This is a genomic window from Pseudomonas sp. TE4620, from assembly GCF_056279045.1.
In genome coordinates this window covers 3,192,239-3,207,709 of the sequence record NZ_JBWBQO010000001.1, presented here as the reverse complement: position 1 = coordinate 3,207,709, position 15,471 = coordinate 3,192,239, and the positions used below count along the sequence as shown (strand labels likewise).

At 64.9% G+C, this 15,471-nt stretch carries 12 protein-coding genes and 2 pseudogenes; 5 read left to right on the top strand and 9 right to left on the bottom strand.

What is annotated here, in order from left to right; genetic code table 11:
* Positions 1 to 48: 48 nt before the first annotated feature.
* The gene (locus ACZ9A3_RS14750) at positions 49 to 1,089 is read right to left on the bottom strand and encodes a patatin-like phospholipase family protein (RefSeq protein WP_045194791.1); all 1,041 of its coding nucleotides are present in this window, start codon (positions 1,087 to 1,089) and stop codon (positions 49 to 51) included.
* A 158-nt stretch (positions 1,090 to 1,247) separates the two neighbouring features.
* Between ACZ9A3_RS14750 and ACZ9A3_RS14745 the strand changes: the two genes are divergently transcribed.
* The 3 genes from ACZ9A3_RS14745 to ACZ9A3_RS14735 all read left to right on the top strand — a co-directional run bounded on the left by ACZ9A3_RS14745 (position 1,248) and on the right by ACZ9A3_RS14735 (position 3,194).
* The gene (locus ACZ9A3_RS14745; protein ID WP_028941416.1) at positions 1,248 to 1,526 is read left to right on the top strand and encodes a hypothetical protein; all 279 of its coding nucleotides are present in this window, start codon (positions 1,248 to 1,250) and stop codon (positions 1,524 to 1,526) included.
* 14 nt (positions 1,527 to 1,540) lie between these two features.
* Positions 1,541 to 2,311, top strand: a complete 771-nt coding sequence (locus ACZ9A3_RS14740; RefSeq protein ID WP_249744415.1) for a CHAD domain-containing protein — start codon at positions 1,541 to 1,543, stop codon at positions 2,309 to 2,311.
* A gap of 82 nt (positions 2,312 to 2,393) precedes the next feature.
* Positions 2,394 to 3,194 (top strand): acyl-CoA thioesterase, encoded by an 801-nt coding sequence (locus ACZ9A3_RS14735; RefSeq protein ID WP_045194787.1) that lies wholly within the window; start codon positions 2,394 to 2,396, stop codon positions 3,192 to 3,194.
* 6 nt (positions 3,195 to 3,200) lie between these two features.
* Here ACZ9A3_RS14735 and ACZ9A3_RS14730 read toward each other — a convergent pair whose 3' ends face one another.
* From ACZ9A3_RS14730 to ACZ9A3_RS14720, 3 genes are all read right to left on the bottom strand, one after another.
* The gene (locus ACZ9A3_RS14730; RefSeq protein ID WP_045194785.1) at positions 3,201 to 3,563 is read right to left on the bottom strand and encodes an Mpo1-like protein; all 363 of its coding nucleotides are present in this window, start codon (positions 3,561 to 3,563) and stop codon (positions 3,201 to 3,203) included.
* A gap of 76 nt (positions 3,564 to 3,639) precedes the next feature.
* Positions 3,640 to 5,118: a methyl-accepting chemotaxis protein gene (locus ACZ9A3_RS14725; RefSeq protein ID WP_045194783.1), complete on the bottom strand. Its 1,479-nt coding sequence runs from the start codon at positions 5,116 to 5,118 to the stop codon at positions 3,640 to 3,642.
* An 86-nt stretch (positions 5,119 to 5,204) separates the two neighbouring features.
* A complete protein-coding gene (locus ACZ9A3_RS14720; RefSeq protein ID WP_045194781.1) occupies positions 5,205 to 6,011 on the bottom strand; it encodes a TatD family hydrolase in 807 nt (268 codons plus the stop codon).
* Positions 6,012 to 6,169: 158 nt separating this feature from the next.
* On the opposite strand from ACZ9A3_RS14720, the gene ACZ9A3_RS14715 reads away from it, so the two are divergent.
* The gene (locus ACZ9A3_RS14715; protein ID WP_213604378.1) at positions 6,170 to 7,591 is read left to right on the top strand and encodes an MltF family protein; all 1,422 of its coding nucleotides are present in this window, start codon (positions 6,170 to 6,172) and stop codon (positions 7,589 to 7,591) included.
* 556 nt (positions 7,592 to 8,147) lie between these two features.
* The gene (locus ACZ9A3_RS14710) at positions 8,148 to 8,456 is read left to right on the top strand and encodes a hypothetical protein (RefSeq protein ID WP_045194777.1); all 309 of its coding nucleotides are present in this window, start codon (positions 8,148 to 8,150) and stop codon (positions 8,454 to 8,456) included.
* An 18-nt stretch (positions 8,457 to 8,474) separates the two neighbouring features.
* On the opposite strand, the gene ACZ9A3_RS14705 is transcribed toward ACZ9A3_RS14710, so the two are convergent.
* From ACZ9A3_RS14705 to ACZ9A3_RS14685, 5 genes and pseudogenes are all read right to left on the bottom strand, one after another.
* On the bottom strand, positions 8,475 to 9,692 hold the full coding sequence (locus ACZ9A3_RS14705; RefSeq protein ID WP_476252853.1) for a DUF3422 domain-containing protein: 1,218 nt from the start codon (positions 9,690 to 9,692) through the stop codon (positions 8,475 to 8,477).
* A gap of 100 nt (positions 9,693 to 9,792) precedes the next feature.
* Positions 9,793 to 11,887 (bottom strand): annotated as a pseudogene (locus ACZ9A3_RS14700) (site-2 protease family protein).
* Entirely contained in the window at positions 11,887 to 13,224 is a 1,338-nt protein-coding gene (locus tag ACZ9A3_RS14695; protein WP_045194774.1) for an efflux RND transporter periplasmic adaptor subunit, read from the bottom strand. The pseudogene ACZ9A3_RS14700 and the gene ACZ9A3_RS14695 overlap by 1 nt, the downstream one beginning before the upstream one ends.
* Positions 13,217 to 13,972, bottom strand: a complete 756-nt coding sequence (locus tag ACZ9A3_RS14690) for an efflux RND transporter periplasmic adaptor subunit (protein ID WP_045194772.1) — start codon at positions 13,970 to 13,972, stop codon at positions 13,217 to 13,219. Before ACZ9A3_RS14690 ends, ACZ9A3_RS14695 begins: the two co-directional genes overlap by 8 nt.
* A pseudogene (locus ACZ9A3_RS14685) lies at positions 13,956 to 15,470 on the bottom strand (TolC family protein). Before ACZ9A3_RS14685 ends, ACZ9A3_RS14690 begins: the two are co-directional and overlap by 17 nt.
* Position 15,471 lies beyond the last annotated feature (1 nt).

Sequence of the window (15,471 nt, the reverse complement as noted above, 5' to 3'; positions counted from 1 at the left end):
TCCCACAGCAAGTGTAGGAGCGGGCTTGCCCCGCGATGCTGTTAGTCATCAACGCCGCTCCGCTTCATAGTTATCCAGCGTGTCCCGGGCAATCTCCCGCCCCAGGGCGATCAGTTCCGGCGCCTTGTAGAACTCGAAAAACCGGCACACCCGCTTGGGCACGTTGATCAGTACATCCGGCGGGTAGCCGGCAATCTTGTACTGCGCAAGCGACGTTTGCATCACCTCGAAACTCTGGTTGATCAAGTCCAGCAATGACGCCGGCCCGACGTTGTCGATGATGAACGAACCGGTCGCCGATTTCGGCGCGCCTTCAATTTCTGGCGCTGCCGCCGGTTGCTGGGCTTCGGGGTCGGCAGCATCGCTGAGCCAGGGGTTGGGGATTTGCGCCGCCTCCGGTTGCAGGCCCTGCTCGATACGCATCAGTTGTTCGGCCGGTTTGCGCCGGAACGGCAAGTGCGAACCCAGCGAGTTGATCAGGTTGTCAAAGCGCAGCTTGAACGCCGCCGGGCGTTCGATCACTGGCAACTGGTACTGCTTCTGGTTGGTCGAGTTGAGGTTCACGGCGATGATCAGGTCGCAGTGGCTGGACACCACCGGGATGATCGGCAAGGGGTTGAGGATGCCGCCGTCGACCAGCATGCGGTTGCCTTGCACCACGGGCGTGAACAGGCTGGGGATCGCCGCCGAGGCACGCATGGCCTGGTGCAGGCAGCCTTCCTGAAACCAGATTTCCTGCTGGTTGGTAAGGTCGGTGGCCACCGCCGTGTAGGGGATGCGCAGGTCTTCGATGTTGATCTCGCCGACGATCTTGCGGATCTGGCCGAAGACTTTCTCACCACGGATCGCCCCCAGGCGAAAGCTCACGTCCACCAGGCGCAGGACGTCGAGGTAGTCCAGGCTTTCAATCCAGTTGCGGTATTCATCGAGCTTGCCGGCGGCATAAATTCCGCCAATCACCGCGCCCATGGAGCAGCCGGCGATACAGGCGATGTCATAGCCACGGCGTTCGATTTCCTCGATCACGCCGATGTGTGCATAGCCCCGGGCCCCGCCCGAACCCAGAACCAGTGCGACGCGTTTTTTCATGATGCTTCCCCGGTGTTCTGCTTCCATGGTCTAACAATGCGCCCAATTGTGTCTGTGCTTCAATCGTCACTGGCACTGGGCTACGCTGAACAGGGCACTTTTCTCGCTGTTTACCGTCGAAGTCGCCACCCTGAACTTTTTCTTTTGAGGTATTGCCGATGAAAGCCTGGATTTGCCTGCCCCTGATTGCCCTGGTTCTGACCGGTTGCGCTGGCAAGACAGCCTACCGCGACAGCTGCGCCAATCAGCTGGACTCGGCCTGGAAGGAGCTCGACCTGGCCAAGGCCGAAGGTTTCGCCGGTACTGTCAGTTATTCAAAAGCCCTGTCGTTGTTGACCGGGGCCAAGACCCAGCAGCAGTTCGAAGCGTTCGAGGGCTGCAGCAAGAAGGCCGAGAAGGCTCGCTTCTACATTCGTGAATCTCGCGCCGGGCGCTGATACAGGAGTAGACCATGTCGTCGGCCATGCTCGACCACGTCATTGCCCAGGTGCTGAGCCTGCAGGTGCGCCTTTTGGCCTGCCAGGCGCGCCTGGTTGCCGATACCGACAGCGAGGCGCTGCACGACCTGCGCATCGGCGTGCGGCGCTTGCGCAGTGTGTTGCGACCGTTACGGGCACTGCCCGGTGTCGATCAGCTGGAAGCTGCGGCCAAGGCCCTGGGCAGCTTGACGACGCCGTTGCGTGACCGTGAGGTACTGGCCGCGCAGCTGCTTGAGCGCCAGCAAGTGGCCGCCGCGCAGGCACGCCTGGCCCAGCGCCGGCAAACCTTCGCCAGCGTTGCCGCCAGTGCCGAACTGGCGCGCCTGCTGGCGATCATCGACGCCTTCCCGGTGTTCCTGCGCGCCGCCCAGCGCCAGGGCTTGATCCGCCGGCTGCAACAGCGCATCGACAAACGCCTGGTAAAACAGTGGAAGCAACTGCGTCAGGCCCTCGACGACCCGGCCCACGACCGCCATCGTCTGCGCCTGCTGATCAAACGGGTGCGCTACGCGGCTGAAGCCTACCCGCAACTGCAGCACTCCAACTCGCGCCTGCAAAAGGCTCTCAAGCGTGCCCAGAGTGACCTGGGCAGTTGGCACGACCTGTTGCAGTGGCTGCTGCAGGCCGAGCAGCAACGCGATCTGGCGCCGTGCGTCAGCCATTGGCAAGCGCAGTTGGCCAAAGCCGAACAAGGCGCCGACGCCACCCTCGAACGCCTGCAGGCGCAGCTTGCGCAGCGATAGCCCGCTGAAATGGCCGAAATGCGTGCTGTAGACCGCTTGCTGGCTGGTTAAGATCAGTTTTTTCCTGATCGCTGAGGTCGGCATGAACTTCTCACAATTGCTCACGGCGGTCCGCCAGCATCCCCAGTCGGTAGTTATTGATTCCAGCTGGGCCCAGGGCCGCGCCTGTTTCGGCGGGCTGATGGCGGCCTTGCTGTATGAGGCCATGCTGGCCAAGACCTCGCCGGGGCGCCCGGTGCGTTCCCTGGCCATCACCTTTGTCGGCCCGGCCGAGCCGCAAATGCCGATCAGTTTTGAAGTGGAACTGCTGCGCGAAGGCAAGGCGGTCAGTTCGCTGCTGGGCCGCGCCGTGCAGAACGGCCAGGTGGTTACCCTGATGCAGGGCAGCTTTGGCAGCGGCCGCGATTCGCTTATCGATGTTCCGGCCTTGCCGGCGGTAGACATGAAGCCGCTCGAGCAGTCGAGCACGGAGCTGCCGTACATCAAGGGCGTGACCCCCGAGTTCATGCGCCATGTGTCACTGCGCTGGGCCATCGGCGGCATTCCGTTCAGCAACAACAAGTCCCGCGACATGGGCGGCTGGGTGCGTTTTCGCGACAGCGAACGGGAAGAGCCGATCAGCGAGGCGCACTTGCTGGCGCTGGTCGATGCCTGGCCGCCGACCTTGCTGTCACACCTGAACAAGCCGGCGGCTGGCAGCACCCTGACCTGGACCATCGAGTTCATCCAGCCGGTGGCGAGCCTGACCACCCTGGACTGGTGCCGCTATCACGTCGAAACCGAACATGCCCGCGATGGTTACGGGCATGCGGCGGCTGCGCTGTGGAGCGACAAGGGCGAGTTGCTGGCGCTCAGCCGCCAGACCGTAACAGTGTTCGGCTGACGCCACTCAATGCCGGTGGCGGTCGCGCCAGGCGCGCCACCAGGCACCGCTGAGCACAAAGCGCGGGAAGGTGATGAACTGCTCCACCAGCAGGCGGCCGATGGCGTCCTGGCGGTTGGCGAACGGCTCGGGTTGCTGGGCCTCCAGGCGATGCCCCTGGCGTTGCAGGCCGAGCCCGGCGATCAGGGCGATGATACCCACCGCCAGTTGCCCCAGGTCCAGCGAGAACAAACCGGACAGCACCAGCAGCACGCCGAGGATGAACAGCGGCACGGCAATCAGGTGCAGCACCAGGTTGGTCGGGTTGCGGTGGTTGTGGTGGTAGCCACGCCATTGCCAGGCGGGCAGGTTGGGCAGGCGTTTGCTCATGGAAATGTTCCTCAGGGTCTTGCCTGAAGAATAGTGCGGCCCCGGTGAAGGGGCCAATCGATGGCGGCTATGACGCCTATAGCTTGAGCTGACCGATGGCCTTGTTCAGCTCACCGGCCAGGGTCGCCAGCTCGCTGCTGGTGGTGGCCGAGTCGACAGTCTGCTGTACGGTCTCTTCGGTCACATCGCGGATGCTTACCACTGCCCGGTTCATTTCTTCGGCCACCTGGCTTTGCTGCTCGGCGGCCACGGCAATTTGCGTGTTGCTTTCGCGCATCTGTGCCACCGCGCTGGTGATTTCCGCCAGGGCAGCGCCGGCTTCCTGGGCCTGCTGCACGCAGTCGTCAGCCTTGAACGAGCTTTCCTGCATGAAGTCCACGGCGTCGCGGGTACCGGCCTGCAGTGCCGAGACCATGGTGGTGATTTCGTCGGTGGAGGCCTGTACGCGCTTGGCCAGGTTGCGCACCTCGTCGGCGACCACGGCAAAGCCGCGGCCCAGGTCACCGGCACGGGCGGCCTCGATGGCAGCGTTGAGGGCCAAAAGGTTGGTCTGTTCGGCAATGCTGTGGATCACCCCGACCACGCCGTTGATCTTCTGGCTGTCGTCGGCCAGTTGGCGAATCATCTCGGCGGTCTGCTGCACGCCGCTGGACAGCCCGGCAATCGAGGTCTGCACCCGGCTGACCACCTCCTGGCCACTGCCGGCCAGGGAGTCGGCGCTCTGCGACAGGTCGCGGGTGGCGCCGGCGTGCTGGGCAATGTGGTAGACCGTGGCGGTCATTTCGTTGATGGCGGTGGCGGCCTGGTCGGTTTCGCTCTGTTGGCCGAGCATGCCGTGGCGCACATCGTTCATGCTCGCGGCCAGGCGCGCGGCGCCGGAATCCAGCTGCGCGGCAGTGCGCGCGACGGTGTTGACCACCCGGTGGTAGGTGGTCTGCATGGCATTGAAGGCGCTGGCCATCTGCCCGACCTCATCGCCACAGGCCAGCGGCACGCGGGCCGACAGGTCGCCGGTTTTTTCCACGTGCAGCATCACATCCTTGAGGGTGTTGAGCTGGCTGAGCAGAAAGCGGATCAACAATTGCGAGGCACAGAGCATCGCCAGCATCAGGATCAGTACGCACACGGCGTAGTTGGTGAAGCGGTCGGTGAACACCTGGATCAGGCTGGGGGAGGGGGCGAGTACGGCAATCTGCTGGTCACCGCGGCTGATCACCTGGGCGCCGGTCAAAGGGTTCTCGCCCAGCAACGGCAAGCCTTCGAGTTCGACCCAGCCTTGGGCAGTGGCCAGTGCATCGAGGCTTTGCCCTTCAAATTGCGGTACCTGGCCGGGGCTGTAGGTCAGCCACAGGGCGTTGCTCGGCAAAGTTTGCCCGGCAGGCCAGGCGGCCAGCAACTGCGCCTCGGCTTCAGCTTTGCTTTGGGCGGTCTGGGCCCGCGCCTGTTGTTCCAGGTGCACGGCATACAGCACCAGGAACAACGTAGTGACAAAGGCGACCGCGTTCACGGCCCAGAACTTGTATTTCAGGGAGATATTGCTAAGCCAGGCACCCATGGTAGGTCTTCTCTGATTGAGCGGAAACATTGTTGGCAAGGTGCCATCATTGTGCCGACTCGATCATCAAGACGTTTTGATATGCGTCAAATAATCGCGGGCAGGTTAAAGAAGGCCCGTGCCGTGGCGGTGCTGTGGGCGGCCAGTTGCTCGACGCTTTCGCCACGGTGCAGGGCCACTTCACGCAGCACTTCGGTGAGGAACGCCGGTTCGTTGCGCCCGCTTTTCGGTTTGGGCCGCAGGCTGCGCGGCAGCAGGTAGGGCGCATCGCTTTCGAGCATCAGGCGGCCTTGGGGGATGCTGCTGACCAGCGGGTGCAGGTGGGTGCCGCGGCGCTCGTCGCAGATCCAGCCGGTGATACCGATGTGCAGGTCCAGGTCCAGGTAGCCGAACAACGCTGCGCGCTCGCCGGTAAAGCAGTGCACTACCGCTGCCGGCAGGCGGTCGCGAAAGTCCTTGAGGATCGCCAGCAGGCGTTCGCTGGCGTCGCGCTCGTGGAGGAACACCGGCATCTGCAACTCGACCGCCAGGGCCAGCTGTTCTTCCAGGGCCTTTTCCTGCTGCGGGCGCGGCGAAAAATCGCGGTTGAAATCCAGCCCGCATTCACCCACCGCCTGCACCCGCGGCTGTTCAAGCAAGGCCCGCAGCTGACGGCTGCTGGCACTGCTCCAGCTGCTGGCGTCATGGGGGTGCACGCCTGCGGTGCTGAACAGGTGCTGGGCGCTTTCATCGAGTTGCTGGCACAGCTCCAGGGCCTGTTCGCTGCCCTCAAGGCTGGTGCCGGTGACCATCATCTGCACCACCCCGGCGGCCAGGGCGCGTTCGAGAATTGCCTGGTGTTTGTCGGCAAAACTTGGGTTGGTCAGATTGACGCCGATGTCGATGAGTTGCATGGTGCTACCTCAGGCCGGAAGCCGGCCAGCATAACAAAGCTCGACCGAAATCGATAAAGCCAAGAACTTCAACGAGTTGTCGTGGTCTTTTGCGGTCAATTGTCATGGAACGACTGCAAACTATGGCGCCAACCCCACACGCGCGGACCTCGCAACGGATGACCCGAGCGCTGTTTTTGTTGATCGTGCTGAGCTTCTCGCTGCTGCCTGCCGGGCCGGCCAGCGCGCGTCTGGCCGGGCCGCAACAGGCGGTGCCCAAGACCCCGGCGCGCGACCTTGCGCAAATCCGCAGCAGCCGGGTACTGAAGGTGCTGGTCAACCAGAGCCGCAACAGCTCCGGTGAAGTCAAGGGCGAGCCGGTGGGGGTCGAGTATCACCGCCTGCGCGCGTTCGAGCATTACCTCAATGCCCGCGCCCGCGATGGCGAGGAAATCCGCCTGAAGATCATCCCTCGCGCCAAAGACCAGTTGCTGGCCGCCTTGCAGCGCGGCGAAGCCGACCTGGTGGCGCCTGGCGAGCTGGTCGACCCGACCTCTACCCGCGGTCTCAGCGCCAGCGACCCGGTAGTCGACAAGGTGCCGCTGGTGCTGGTCGGGCGCAAGGGCGAGCGCAGCGTCCAGCGCGTCGAGCAGTTGTCCGGGCGTACCCTGGCGCTGACCAGCTCCAGCGCGGCCGGCGACACCCTGCACGAGATTAACCAGAAACTGGCCCTGCGTAAGCTTGCGCCGATCAAGGTTGAGTGGGTCGACCCGACGCTGGCCGTGGAAGACGTGCTGGAGATGGTCCAGGCCGGGATCTTTCACCTGACCGTGGTCGAGCAGCCGATTGCCGAACGCTGGGCCAAGGTCATGCCCAAGCTGCGGGTCGAGCGCAAACTGCACCTGGCCAGCCCCGAGGCCATGCGCTGGTACGTGCGCCGGGATGCGGTGATGCTGCACGCCAGCGTCGATCGTTTTTTGCAGGGCTACAAGGCGCCGGCCAACCAGGACGCAGCGTTCGAGCGGATCTACCGGCGCCTGTACCGGGTGCACAACCCGTTGGCGCGTAGCGACCGCAAGCGCCTGGAAGCCCTGCGGCCGGTGTTGCAGCGCCATGCCAGCGCACAGAATATCGACTGGCTGAACCTGGCGGCGGTGGCCTTCAAGGAGTCTTCCCTTGACCCGAGCGCGCGCGGCGCCGGTGGCGCTCATGGGCTGATGCAGATCACCCCCAGCGCTGCCCAGCGGGTCGGGGTGAGCAATATTTCCAATGTCGATGGCAATGTTCAGGCCAGCGCCCGCTATATGGCGCTGATCCGGCGCAAGTTCTTTGCCAGTAACCAGCTCAACGAGCGTGAGCGCATGGCCTTTACTCTGGCGGCCTACAACCTGGGGCCGGAGCGGGTCCAGGCGATGCGCGCCGAGGCCCGGCGGCGGGGGCTCAATGGTAATCAGTGGTTTTTCCAGACCGAGCGCATTGCCATGGAGCAGGTGGGCATGGGGCCGGTGAGTTATGTGAACAGTGTCAACAAGTACTTCCTGGCGTTTGATCGGGAGCGGGCTTCGCTGGAGCCCAAAGGGGGGAAGGGTAATGGGCGTTAGTAATGGGGTGTTTGGAATGGCTCATTAAGGGTCCGGATGGGGCGGGGATGCTGAGTCACCTTTGCGCCCTTACGGCGCCTTACTTTTTTCAGTCGAAAAAAAAGTAAGCAAAAATTCTTGCCCCACCAGGGGCCCTGCGCTGCGCTTCGGGTCCCCTCGCTCCGGTGTCGCTACGGGGCATTGCGAACTACGAGTTGCAAGCAACTCTACGTTTCGCAACTTCGGCTATCGCCGAAGGTGCTGCGCACTCGCCACTTCGCAACACCTGCGCTCGGCCCTTCTGGTTAACGGGGCCGGTGGATCAAGATCAAAAGCAGATCAAGATCAAGAGCACAATTCGCTTCGCTCTTGCTTTGTGGGTACGACGACTGCGCAGGGCACATATTGACATTCCACCCGCAGCGCCTCTAGGATGCTGACTTGCGCCGATTTAAACAGCTACTTGCGGGGCGCAGGGTTACCTCTTCGGGGGTTTCACCAAATACCGCTAAAACGCTGGTTCGGTGACGCCTCCCACCGCAGCCCAGCGGGTTTTGCGAGGCGGAGATCTAACCCCATGAGTTGTCCACGTTCCAGTGTTTGCCTGACCCCGTTGCCCGCCAGCCAGGGCACGCGCACGCCGCGTATTCTTCTGGGCGGCAGCCATCAGCCAACCCTCCTGCGCTACCTTGACGGCTGGCCGCGTCGCAACAGCCGCAACACTGCCTTCCTTATCCAGTTCGCCGACAGCCGCGATTCCCTTGGCCAGTTTGCCAACGACCGTTTCGATCTCGCCGTGATCCAGTCGCCCAGCGCCGACGACGCTGCCGAAGTTATCGGCCACCTGACCCGCGTCGCCCGCCAGGGTTTGATCACCCGGGCCTGAGCAGCCCGGGCCCGGGCGTCAATGCGCCTTGGCTTTCCTGATCCGTAGCAAAATCACCAGCAGGGTCAATATCACCACCGGCGCCATGCCCAGCAGCGCTTCGCGGGCAGTGATCTGTGCGCCGAGGGTGTGCAGGCCGGCATAAAAGAGCTTGAACAGGCTCAGCAGGTAGTAGCTGATGGCGATGATCGACAGGCCTTCGACTGCCCGCTGGATTTTGATCTGGGTGTCGGCGCGGGCGTTGAGGCTGCGCAGGATCTCGGCGTTCTGTTCTTCCATCTCCACCTGCACCCGCGCCTGCAACAGGTCGCCGAGGTTGGCGACGCTTTCGGCCAGGTGCTCCAGACGCTGCTCGCTGGCCGCGCAGTAACGCACGGTGGGCTTGAAGCGCCGCTCGATGAACACCCCCAGGCGCTGGCAATCGCCGACATGGCTCTCGCGCAACTCGCCCAGGCGCTCGAACACCAGTTGCGCATAGGCCTGGGTGGCGCTGAAACGGTGGCGGTGCTTGACCGTGCTGCCGACCACCTGGCGCGACAACTGGGCGATATCGGCCAGCAGCGCCTTGGCATTGCCGCCGTCGCTGCTGACGTTACGCTCCGACAGGCTCACCAGTTTGCGGTCATAGGCGTCCAGTTGCGGGCCCAGGGCCTTGGCGGCGGTCAGCGACAAAGACGCCATCATCCGGTAGGTCTCGATCTCCAGCAGGCGGCGGATCATGCGCCCCTGGCGGTAGGCATTGAGCCGGCGGTTGATGAACAGGAAGCGGTTGGTGCCATCGGCAGTCAGGCGAAAATCACTCCACACCACGGCATCGCCACCGCCCACGCATGAGCCGCTGGGGTCCTTGAAACCGTAACGGCTGAGGTCGAGGTTGTGTTCATCGCGCACCAGCACCTGCACCGAGTTGATCATCTGCTCACGGTAGGGCTCCACACCTGCAGCCAGGGCGGCGGGCAAAGTGCTCCAGTGCAGCTCGGCGCTGGCGGCGGGCACTACCAGGGTCAGGGTGAAGAACTCGGAATGGCGCTCCCATTTGAACGGATGGCCGTCCAGCGTGGTGATGCCCTGGGCGGCATCGGGCTCGAAGGCGCCCGGGCAGCAACGCTGCAACAGGGCATTGCAGTCGGCATCGGCGCCGAGAAACGCCAGGTGGAAAACATGCGCGGGCTCATCGAAATACAGCGACGGGCGGGCGTGCAACTCGTTGTGCAAGGCGGTGCGTTGGGCGTGCATGCGGGTCAGACCGTATTGTTGTGGTTGTCTGCTGTTGCAGTGCCATGAGGGCACTCTCATGGGACTGGAACAGGCATGCACGAGTCACGTTGGCGCCGATTCAGAAGCCGCTTTCGCGCAGGGCAATCGCCGCCAGGTGGATCAGCCCCTCGCCTAGAAGGCTGCGCCGGGCAGCTTCGATCTGCAGGCGCCCGCGGGTTTGCGCCAGGTGTGGCGGCGCCTGTTCAAGTTGCACCAGAACATGGAACAGCGCCGGGGTCGGGATCAGCTCCTGGCTTTTTGCCGAGGTGTTCAGCGGGCCACCAAAGCGCGCCGCGAGCATTGGATGGGCTAACTGGCTGGCGCGGGTAGTGCCGATCGCCACCAGCTTGCCGACTATCGCGCTGGCCTCGCCTTCGGGGTAGAAGCGCACCGCAGCACCTGGGCTCAGGCGCTGCACCTCGTCCTGCTCGACATAGGCATCGACCTGCCAGCGACTGGGGTCGACCAGCACGCCGATAGCCTGGCGGCTGTTGAGCCACTGGCCGGGTCGCCAGTCCGGGTCAAGGTCCAGCCAGCGCCCGCGAAACGGCGCCTGCAGTTGCAGGCGGTCGATTTCCAGGCGGGCGGCGCGGCGGGTTTCCAGTTGTACGTTGAGGCGCTGGCGGGTGGCCAGGTCTTCACTGAGGCCGGCCGGGTCGGCAAGCAGGCCGTTCTGGCGTGCCTGATAGCCTTTGAGGCTGGCTTCGCTGCTGTTCATCCGTGAGCATGTCCGGTTCCTCAAGGCTGACCAGGGTGCTGCCGGCTTCGACCACGCCACTGGGGTGCACGGCTTGCAAGCGCGCCGGGTAGGGGGCATAGACGCGCAGTTGCTGTTCGGCGCGGGCGACGCCGATCGCCTGGACATGGCTGCGCCAGGGGAGCGCCAGCAGCAACAGCAGTAACCCCGCCAGCAGCCACAGGCTGTAGCGTCGGGCGTTGCTGACCAGCTTGCGACGCTGCCACCAGGCTTTCATTTCGCGCCCGACCGGCATGAGGATGAACCAGGAAATTTCCACGATGAACAAAATGATCCCGAGCAGTTTGAAGAACAGCAGGTAGACCGCCACGGCGATCCCCAGAAACAGCACCAGGCGGTACAGCCAGGTGGCGATGGCAAAGGCGATCAGGGCCCGCCGCGGGCCGCGGGCGAAGGGCTCCGGCCAGGCTTCCGGCAAGCCCAGCACGCTGCGGCGCAAGGCTACCCGTGCCAGGGCCGAGGAGCGTTCGTGAAGGTTGGGGAAGTCGAGCAGGTCGCAGAGGATGAAATAGCCGTCAAAGCGCATGAACGGGCTGGCGTTGAGGGCCAGCGACAGCACCCAGCTGGTGGTGGCCAGGTACAGCAGGCCGTTGCGCAGCGGGCCGGGGTCGCACAGCGCCCAGCCCAGGGTGGCGAGGCCGGCCAGGCCCAGTTCGGTCACGATGCCGGCGGCGGCGATGGCCAGGCGCTGCCGGGCATGGCGCAGTTTCCAGTTCTCGCCGGTGTCGGTGTAGAGCATCGGCCAGAGCACCACGAAGGCGATGCCCATGTGCCCGACGCGCAGGCCCAGGCGGGTTGCCACCAGGGCATGGCCAAGCTCGTGCAGGGTCTTGGCCAGAATCAGCGCCAGGGCAAAGCTGAGCAGCCCGGCGGTAGAGAACGACTCCACCAGGGCGTGGGTGAAAGTATCCCACTGCTGGATTACCAGCAGCACCCCCAGCAGGCTGAGCAGCACCACCAGTACCGCGGTCAGGGGTTGGAACAGCCAGTCCAGGCGCCCGGCCAGGCGTTGCAGCCAACGCTCTGGGTGTAGCAGCGGCACGCGAAAAAACAGGTAGTGGTGCAGCCACCAGCGCCAGGTCAGCCAGGCATTGCCCTGGCTACGGCTGGCCAGGCGCCCGACCGCTTCCGGGCCGGGGCGCAACAGTTGGTGCTGGTCGAGGAACTGGCAGAACTCCAGCACCTGCTCGACGTCCGGGCGCAGTGCGGTCCGCGCATGGATGTCCTGGCAGATCTGTGCCGGGCTCTGTTGCCAGCGCAGCAGGCATTCGAACTCCAGCCAGCCGATCCGGTAGAAGCGGTTGGTCACCGTGTCCTGCAGGGTCCAGGCCGGTTCGCCGTCCTTGCCCGGTGCCACTTCATGCAGGCGCAGGTCGTCGCGCAGGGCGGGGGTCGGCAGGCTCGCCGCCGCCGCGATCACAAGCCGCTCCAGGCCCGCAGTGCGGCAATCGGCCGGCGCAGCAGGTAATAGCCAAGGACCACCCGCTCGCCATACAGCTTGGCCGTGCCGTGCAGGCCGAGGCGGGCATGCTCGGGCGCCTCCTCGATGCTCGCCAGCAGGCGATAGGCAACCACGCCATCGTCACTGGCCTGGGCCTGGTAGCTGGTCTCCAGTACCTGGCCCTTGAGTGGCGACAAGGGGTAGGCGGTGAGGAACAGGGTGACTTCAGCGCCGGGCTCCAGGGCGATGGCATCGGCCACCGGCAGCTGGATGCGCATCGCCGGCTGGCTGGGGTCGGCGACCTGCAGGATGCGCTCACCGGTGACCACTGGCTTGCCCAGCCAGTCGTTGGGGTCGCTGAACACGGCAACGCCAGCGCGCGGCGAGCGCACCTGGGTACGTTGCAGCTGCGCCTGTACCGCGGCCAGCTCGGCGCGGCGCTGCTGGACGCGGCCGTTGAGCAGGGTCAATTCGCCTTTGCTTTGCGGGTTGTCGAAGGCACGCTGGCTGGCGGCCATGAGCTCGGCATCGGCCACCGCCAGCTCTTTGCCCAGCACTTCGGCACGGCTGCGCAGGGTGGTTTCATCCAGGCTGAACAAGGGCGCATCCTGCTCCACCGGCTGGTTGGGGCGCACCTGCATGGCCTGGATCACGCCGTCGATCGGCGAGCTGATGTTCTGCGCCTGGCGCGAGACGATCTCAGCCGGTGCCAGGGCGCTCTGGCGCACCGGCACCAGCAGCAGGCCGGCGCCGAGCAGCAAGGCCAGGCCGACCTGGCGCTTGTTCGGTCGCCAGCCCAGCAGCCGTGGCTGGCGGCTGAAGCCTGCCCAGCAATGGGCCCACGTCTGCCAGACACCTTCCATCAACGGCGCCAGGCCGGTCGGCGGGCTGTCCAGCAGGTACACCACCAGGCCCAGGCGCGTGCCGTGGCGGTCGTTCAGCGGGATGCACCAGGCACCGGCCGGCCACCACTCGGCCCAACCCTGGGCAATGTCGGCATCCGGCGCGACGGCTTCACGGGCCAGCCAGCGCGGCTGGCCATCGGTGACCTGGGCGGCCAGCCAGCGGCTGGCGCGGCGCAGCCACACCAGGTAGGGCGAATCTTCGGCGGGCTTGGCCAGGCCCGAGACGCAAAGCAGCTCCAGCGTCTGCTCGCGCTGGGCAAACACCAGGGCCTGGCGGTGCTGCAGGAGGGGGAAGGGGTCGTTGGCGATGGAGAACGCCAGGGCGTTGAGCGAGTCGGCCGCCAGCGCCCGGTCACGCAGGGCGCTCAGGCTCAGCAACAGCGGTGCCGGTGGCAGGCGTTCAGTCATGGGCCGGGCTTAAGGTGGCAGTGCCACTCATGCCGGCAATCAGTTCCGGGTATTCGGCGTCCAGGCGCGCTTCCAGTTCCACGGTCTGCGCGACCGCATCGACCCGCGCATTGATGGCACTCAGGTGCGCCGGGTAAGCCTTGCCGGTTTCGTGGATGCTGACTTGCAAGGGATTGCCGGTCTTGAGCCCGGGCAGCAGGTTGGACGGGACGTTGAGGCGCACCTTGAGGGCGCCATCGCTGACCAGGTCAAACAGCGGTGTACCCGCCACCACGGTCTGGAACGGTTTGACATGCACCTTGGCGACCCGTCCGGCAAAGGGTGCCTGCACCTGGCAGTAGGCGTTCTGCGCCTGTGCCAGGGCCAAGGCGCCTTCGGTTTTTTTAACCTCGGTGCTGGCCATGGCCACTTCCAGATCGCCCACCGCCTCGAGTTTGCGCAGGTTGCGCTTGGCGTCGAGGTTCTGCCGGGCCATGGTCAGTTCGGCGCCGGCAACCTTGGCCCGGGCCTGGGGTTCGGCGCAGTCGAAGCGGGCCAGCACGCTGCTCTTGCCAACCGGTTGGCCGAAGCTTGCCTTGAGCTCACCCAGGGTGCCGTTCATCTGGCTCGACAGGGTGGTTTCCAGGTCAGCGGCGAGCAGCACGCGAATGGCGCTGGCATCGTCACCGGCATTGACTTGCGCCGTGGCCGGCGCCATCAGGCAGGCCATCAGCAGGGCGAGCAGCGGGCGCTCAACGACGTACGACATTGGCGGTTCCTTGTTGGCTAAGCAGCAGGCTTTGGTGTTCCTGGGTGTCCAGGGTTTTTTGCAGCGCCTGCGACAGGCTCTTGATGTCGTGTTTGTCGATCTCTTCAGGCAGCACGTTGAGGCCGACCGAGTTGTACAGCCGCCCCCAGGCCGCCTGAGCACTGGAGTAGGCGGCTTCGCGCTGGTAACGCGAAAGCAGGTAGCGGCCTTCGGCGCGGATCAGCTCCAGCTCCGAGCCGTAGGTGGTGTTGCGCGCGGCCTGGGCGTAGTCGAGCAGGCTCTGGTCGGCGAATTCCACTTCCTGGCGCGCCAGCTGGTAACGCAGGGTGCCGACCCGTACCTGGGTCAGGATCGCCATCGACAGGGCCACCCGGCGCATGTCGTCGGTCTTGCCCTGGGACTCGGCGGCGCGGTTAATGGACGGCAGCTGCAGCAGGCGCAACAGGTTCAGCGACACCTGCAGGCCGGTCTCGGTCCAGTTGCTGTTGTACAGGTACTTGTTGGAGTCGTAGCGGTAGCCGACATCGACGGCGACGTTGGGCCACAGCTGCGCCTTGGCGATCTTCAGGTCGTTCTCGTTGACCCGCTTGCGGTACCACTCTTCCATGATCTCCGGACGGTTTTCCAGCGACAGCTGCTCCAGCCGGCCAATGTCGGTATCGAGCACTGGCAGCGCCGGCTCGCTGCTGTCGGCGAGAATCAGGCGCGAGCCCGGTGGCAGCGACATCAGCGCGGCCAGTTCCGACTGGGCGAACTCCAGGTCCTGGCGGCGCACCGTCAGCAGGTAGATGGAGTCGAGCAGGGCGCGTTGATAGGCCAGTACCTCCTGGCGCGGCAGCAAGCCCTTGCCTTCGGCCTGGCGTGCCGAGAGCAGGGCCTGGTGCGTGCGCACCAGCAGTCGGTCGACCTGGGGCATCAGGCGCTGGGCGCCGACTGCGCGCCAGTAGGCGTTGCGCACGTCCTGAAGGACGTTTTGCGCCACCTTGCGCCGACGCTCCTCGGCCATCAGGATCTGGTCGCTTTACTGCTGGGTGCGGTAATAGGCGACGCCGAAGTCCAGCAGGCTCCAGCTCAGGCCCAGGCCATAGAGTTCGCGGTAGCGCTCTTCGGAGGTCGACGCGCGCAGGCTTTCTTCGCGGTCTTCGATACCGATCGAGGTGCCGCCGGAGTCGTTGTTGCGCCCGGCGTAGCCTGCCGAGGCCACCAGGCGTGGCAACATCTCGTGGCTGGAAACATCGCGCAGGTCAGCGGCCAGCGCGCCTTCCATCAGTTTCAGGCGGTAATCCAAGTTGTACTTGAGGGCGCGCGCGGCGGCTTCATAGAGGGTGATGGGGGTGGTCACCGGCTCCTGCTCGGCATACATCTGCGCCTGGTCGGCAACGATTCGCTGACGCTGTTCGTCCTTGCTGTACTCATGCGGCTTCATGGCCGAACAGGCTCCCAGCAGCAACGCACAGCCAATGGCGGTGCTCAACAGGTTCAGGGGGGCTTTTGGCATG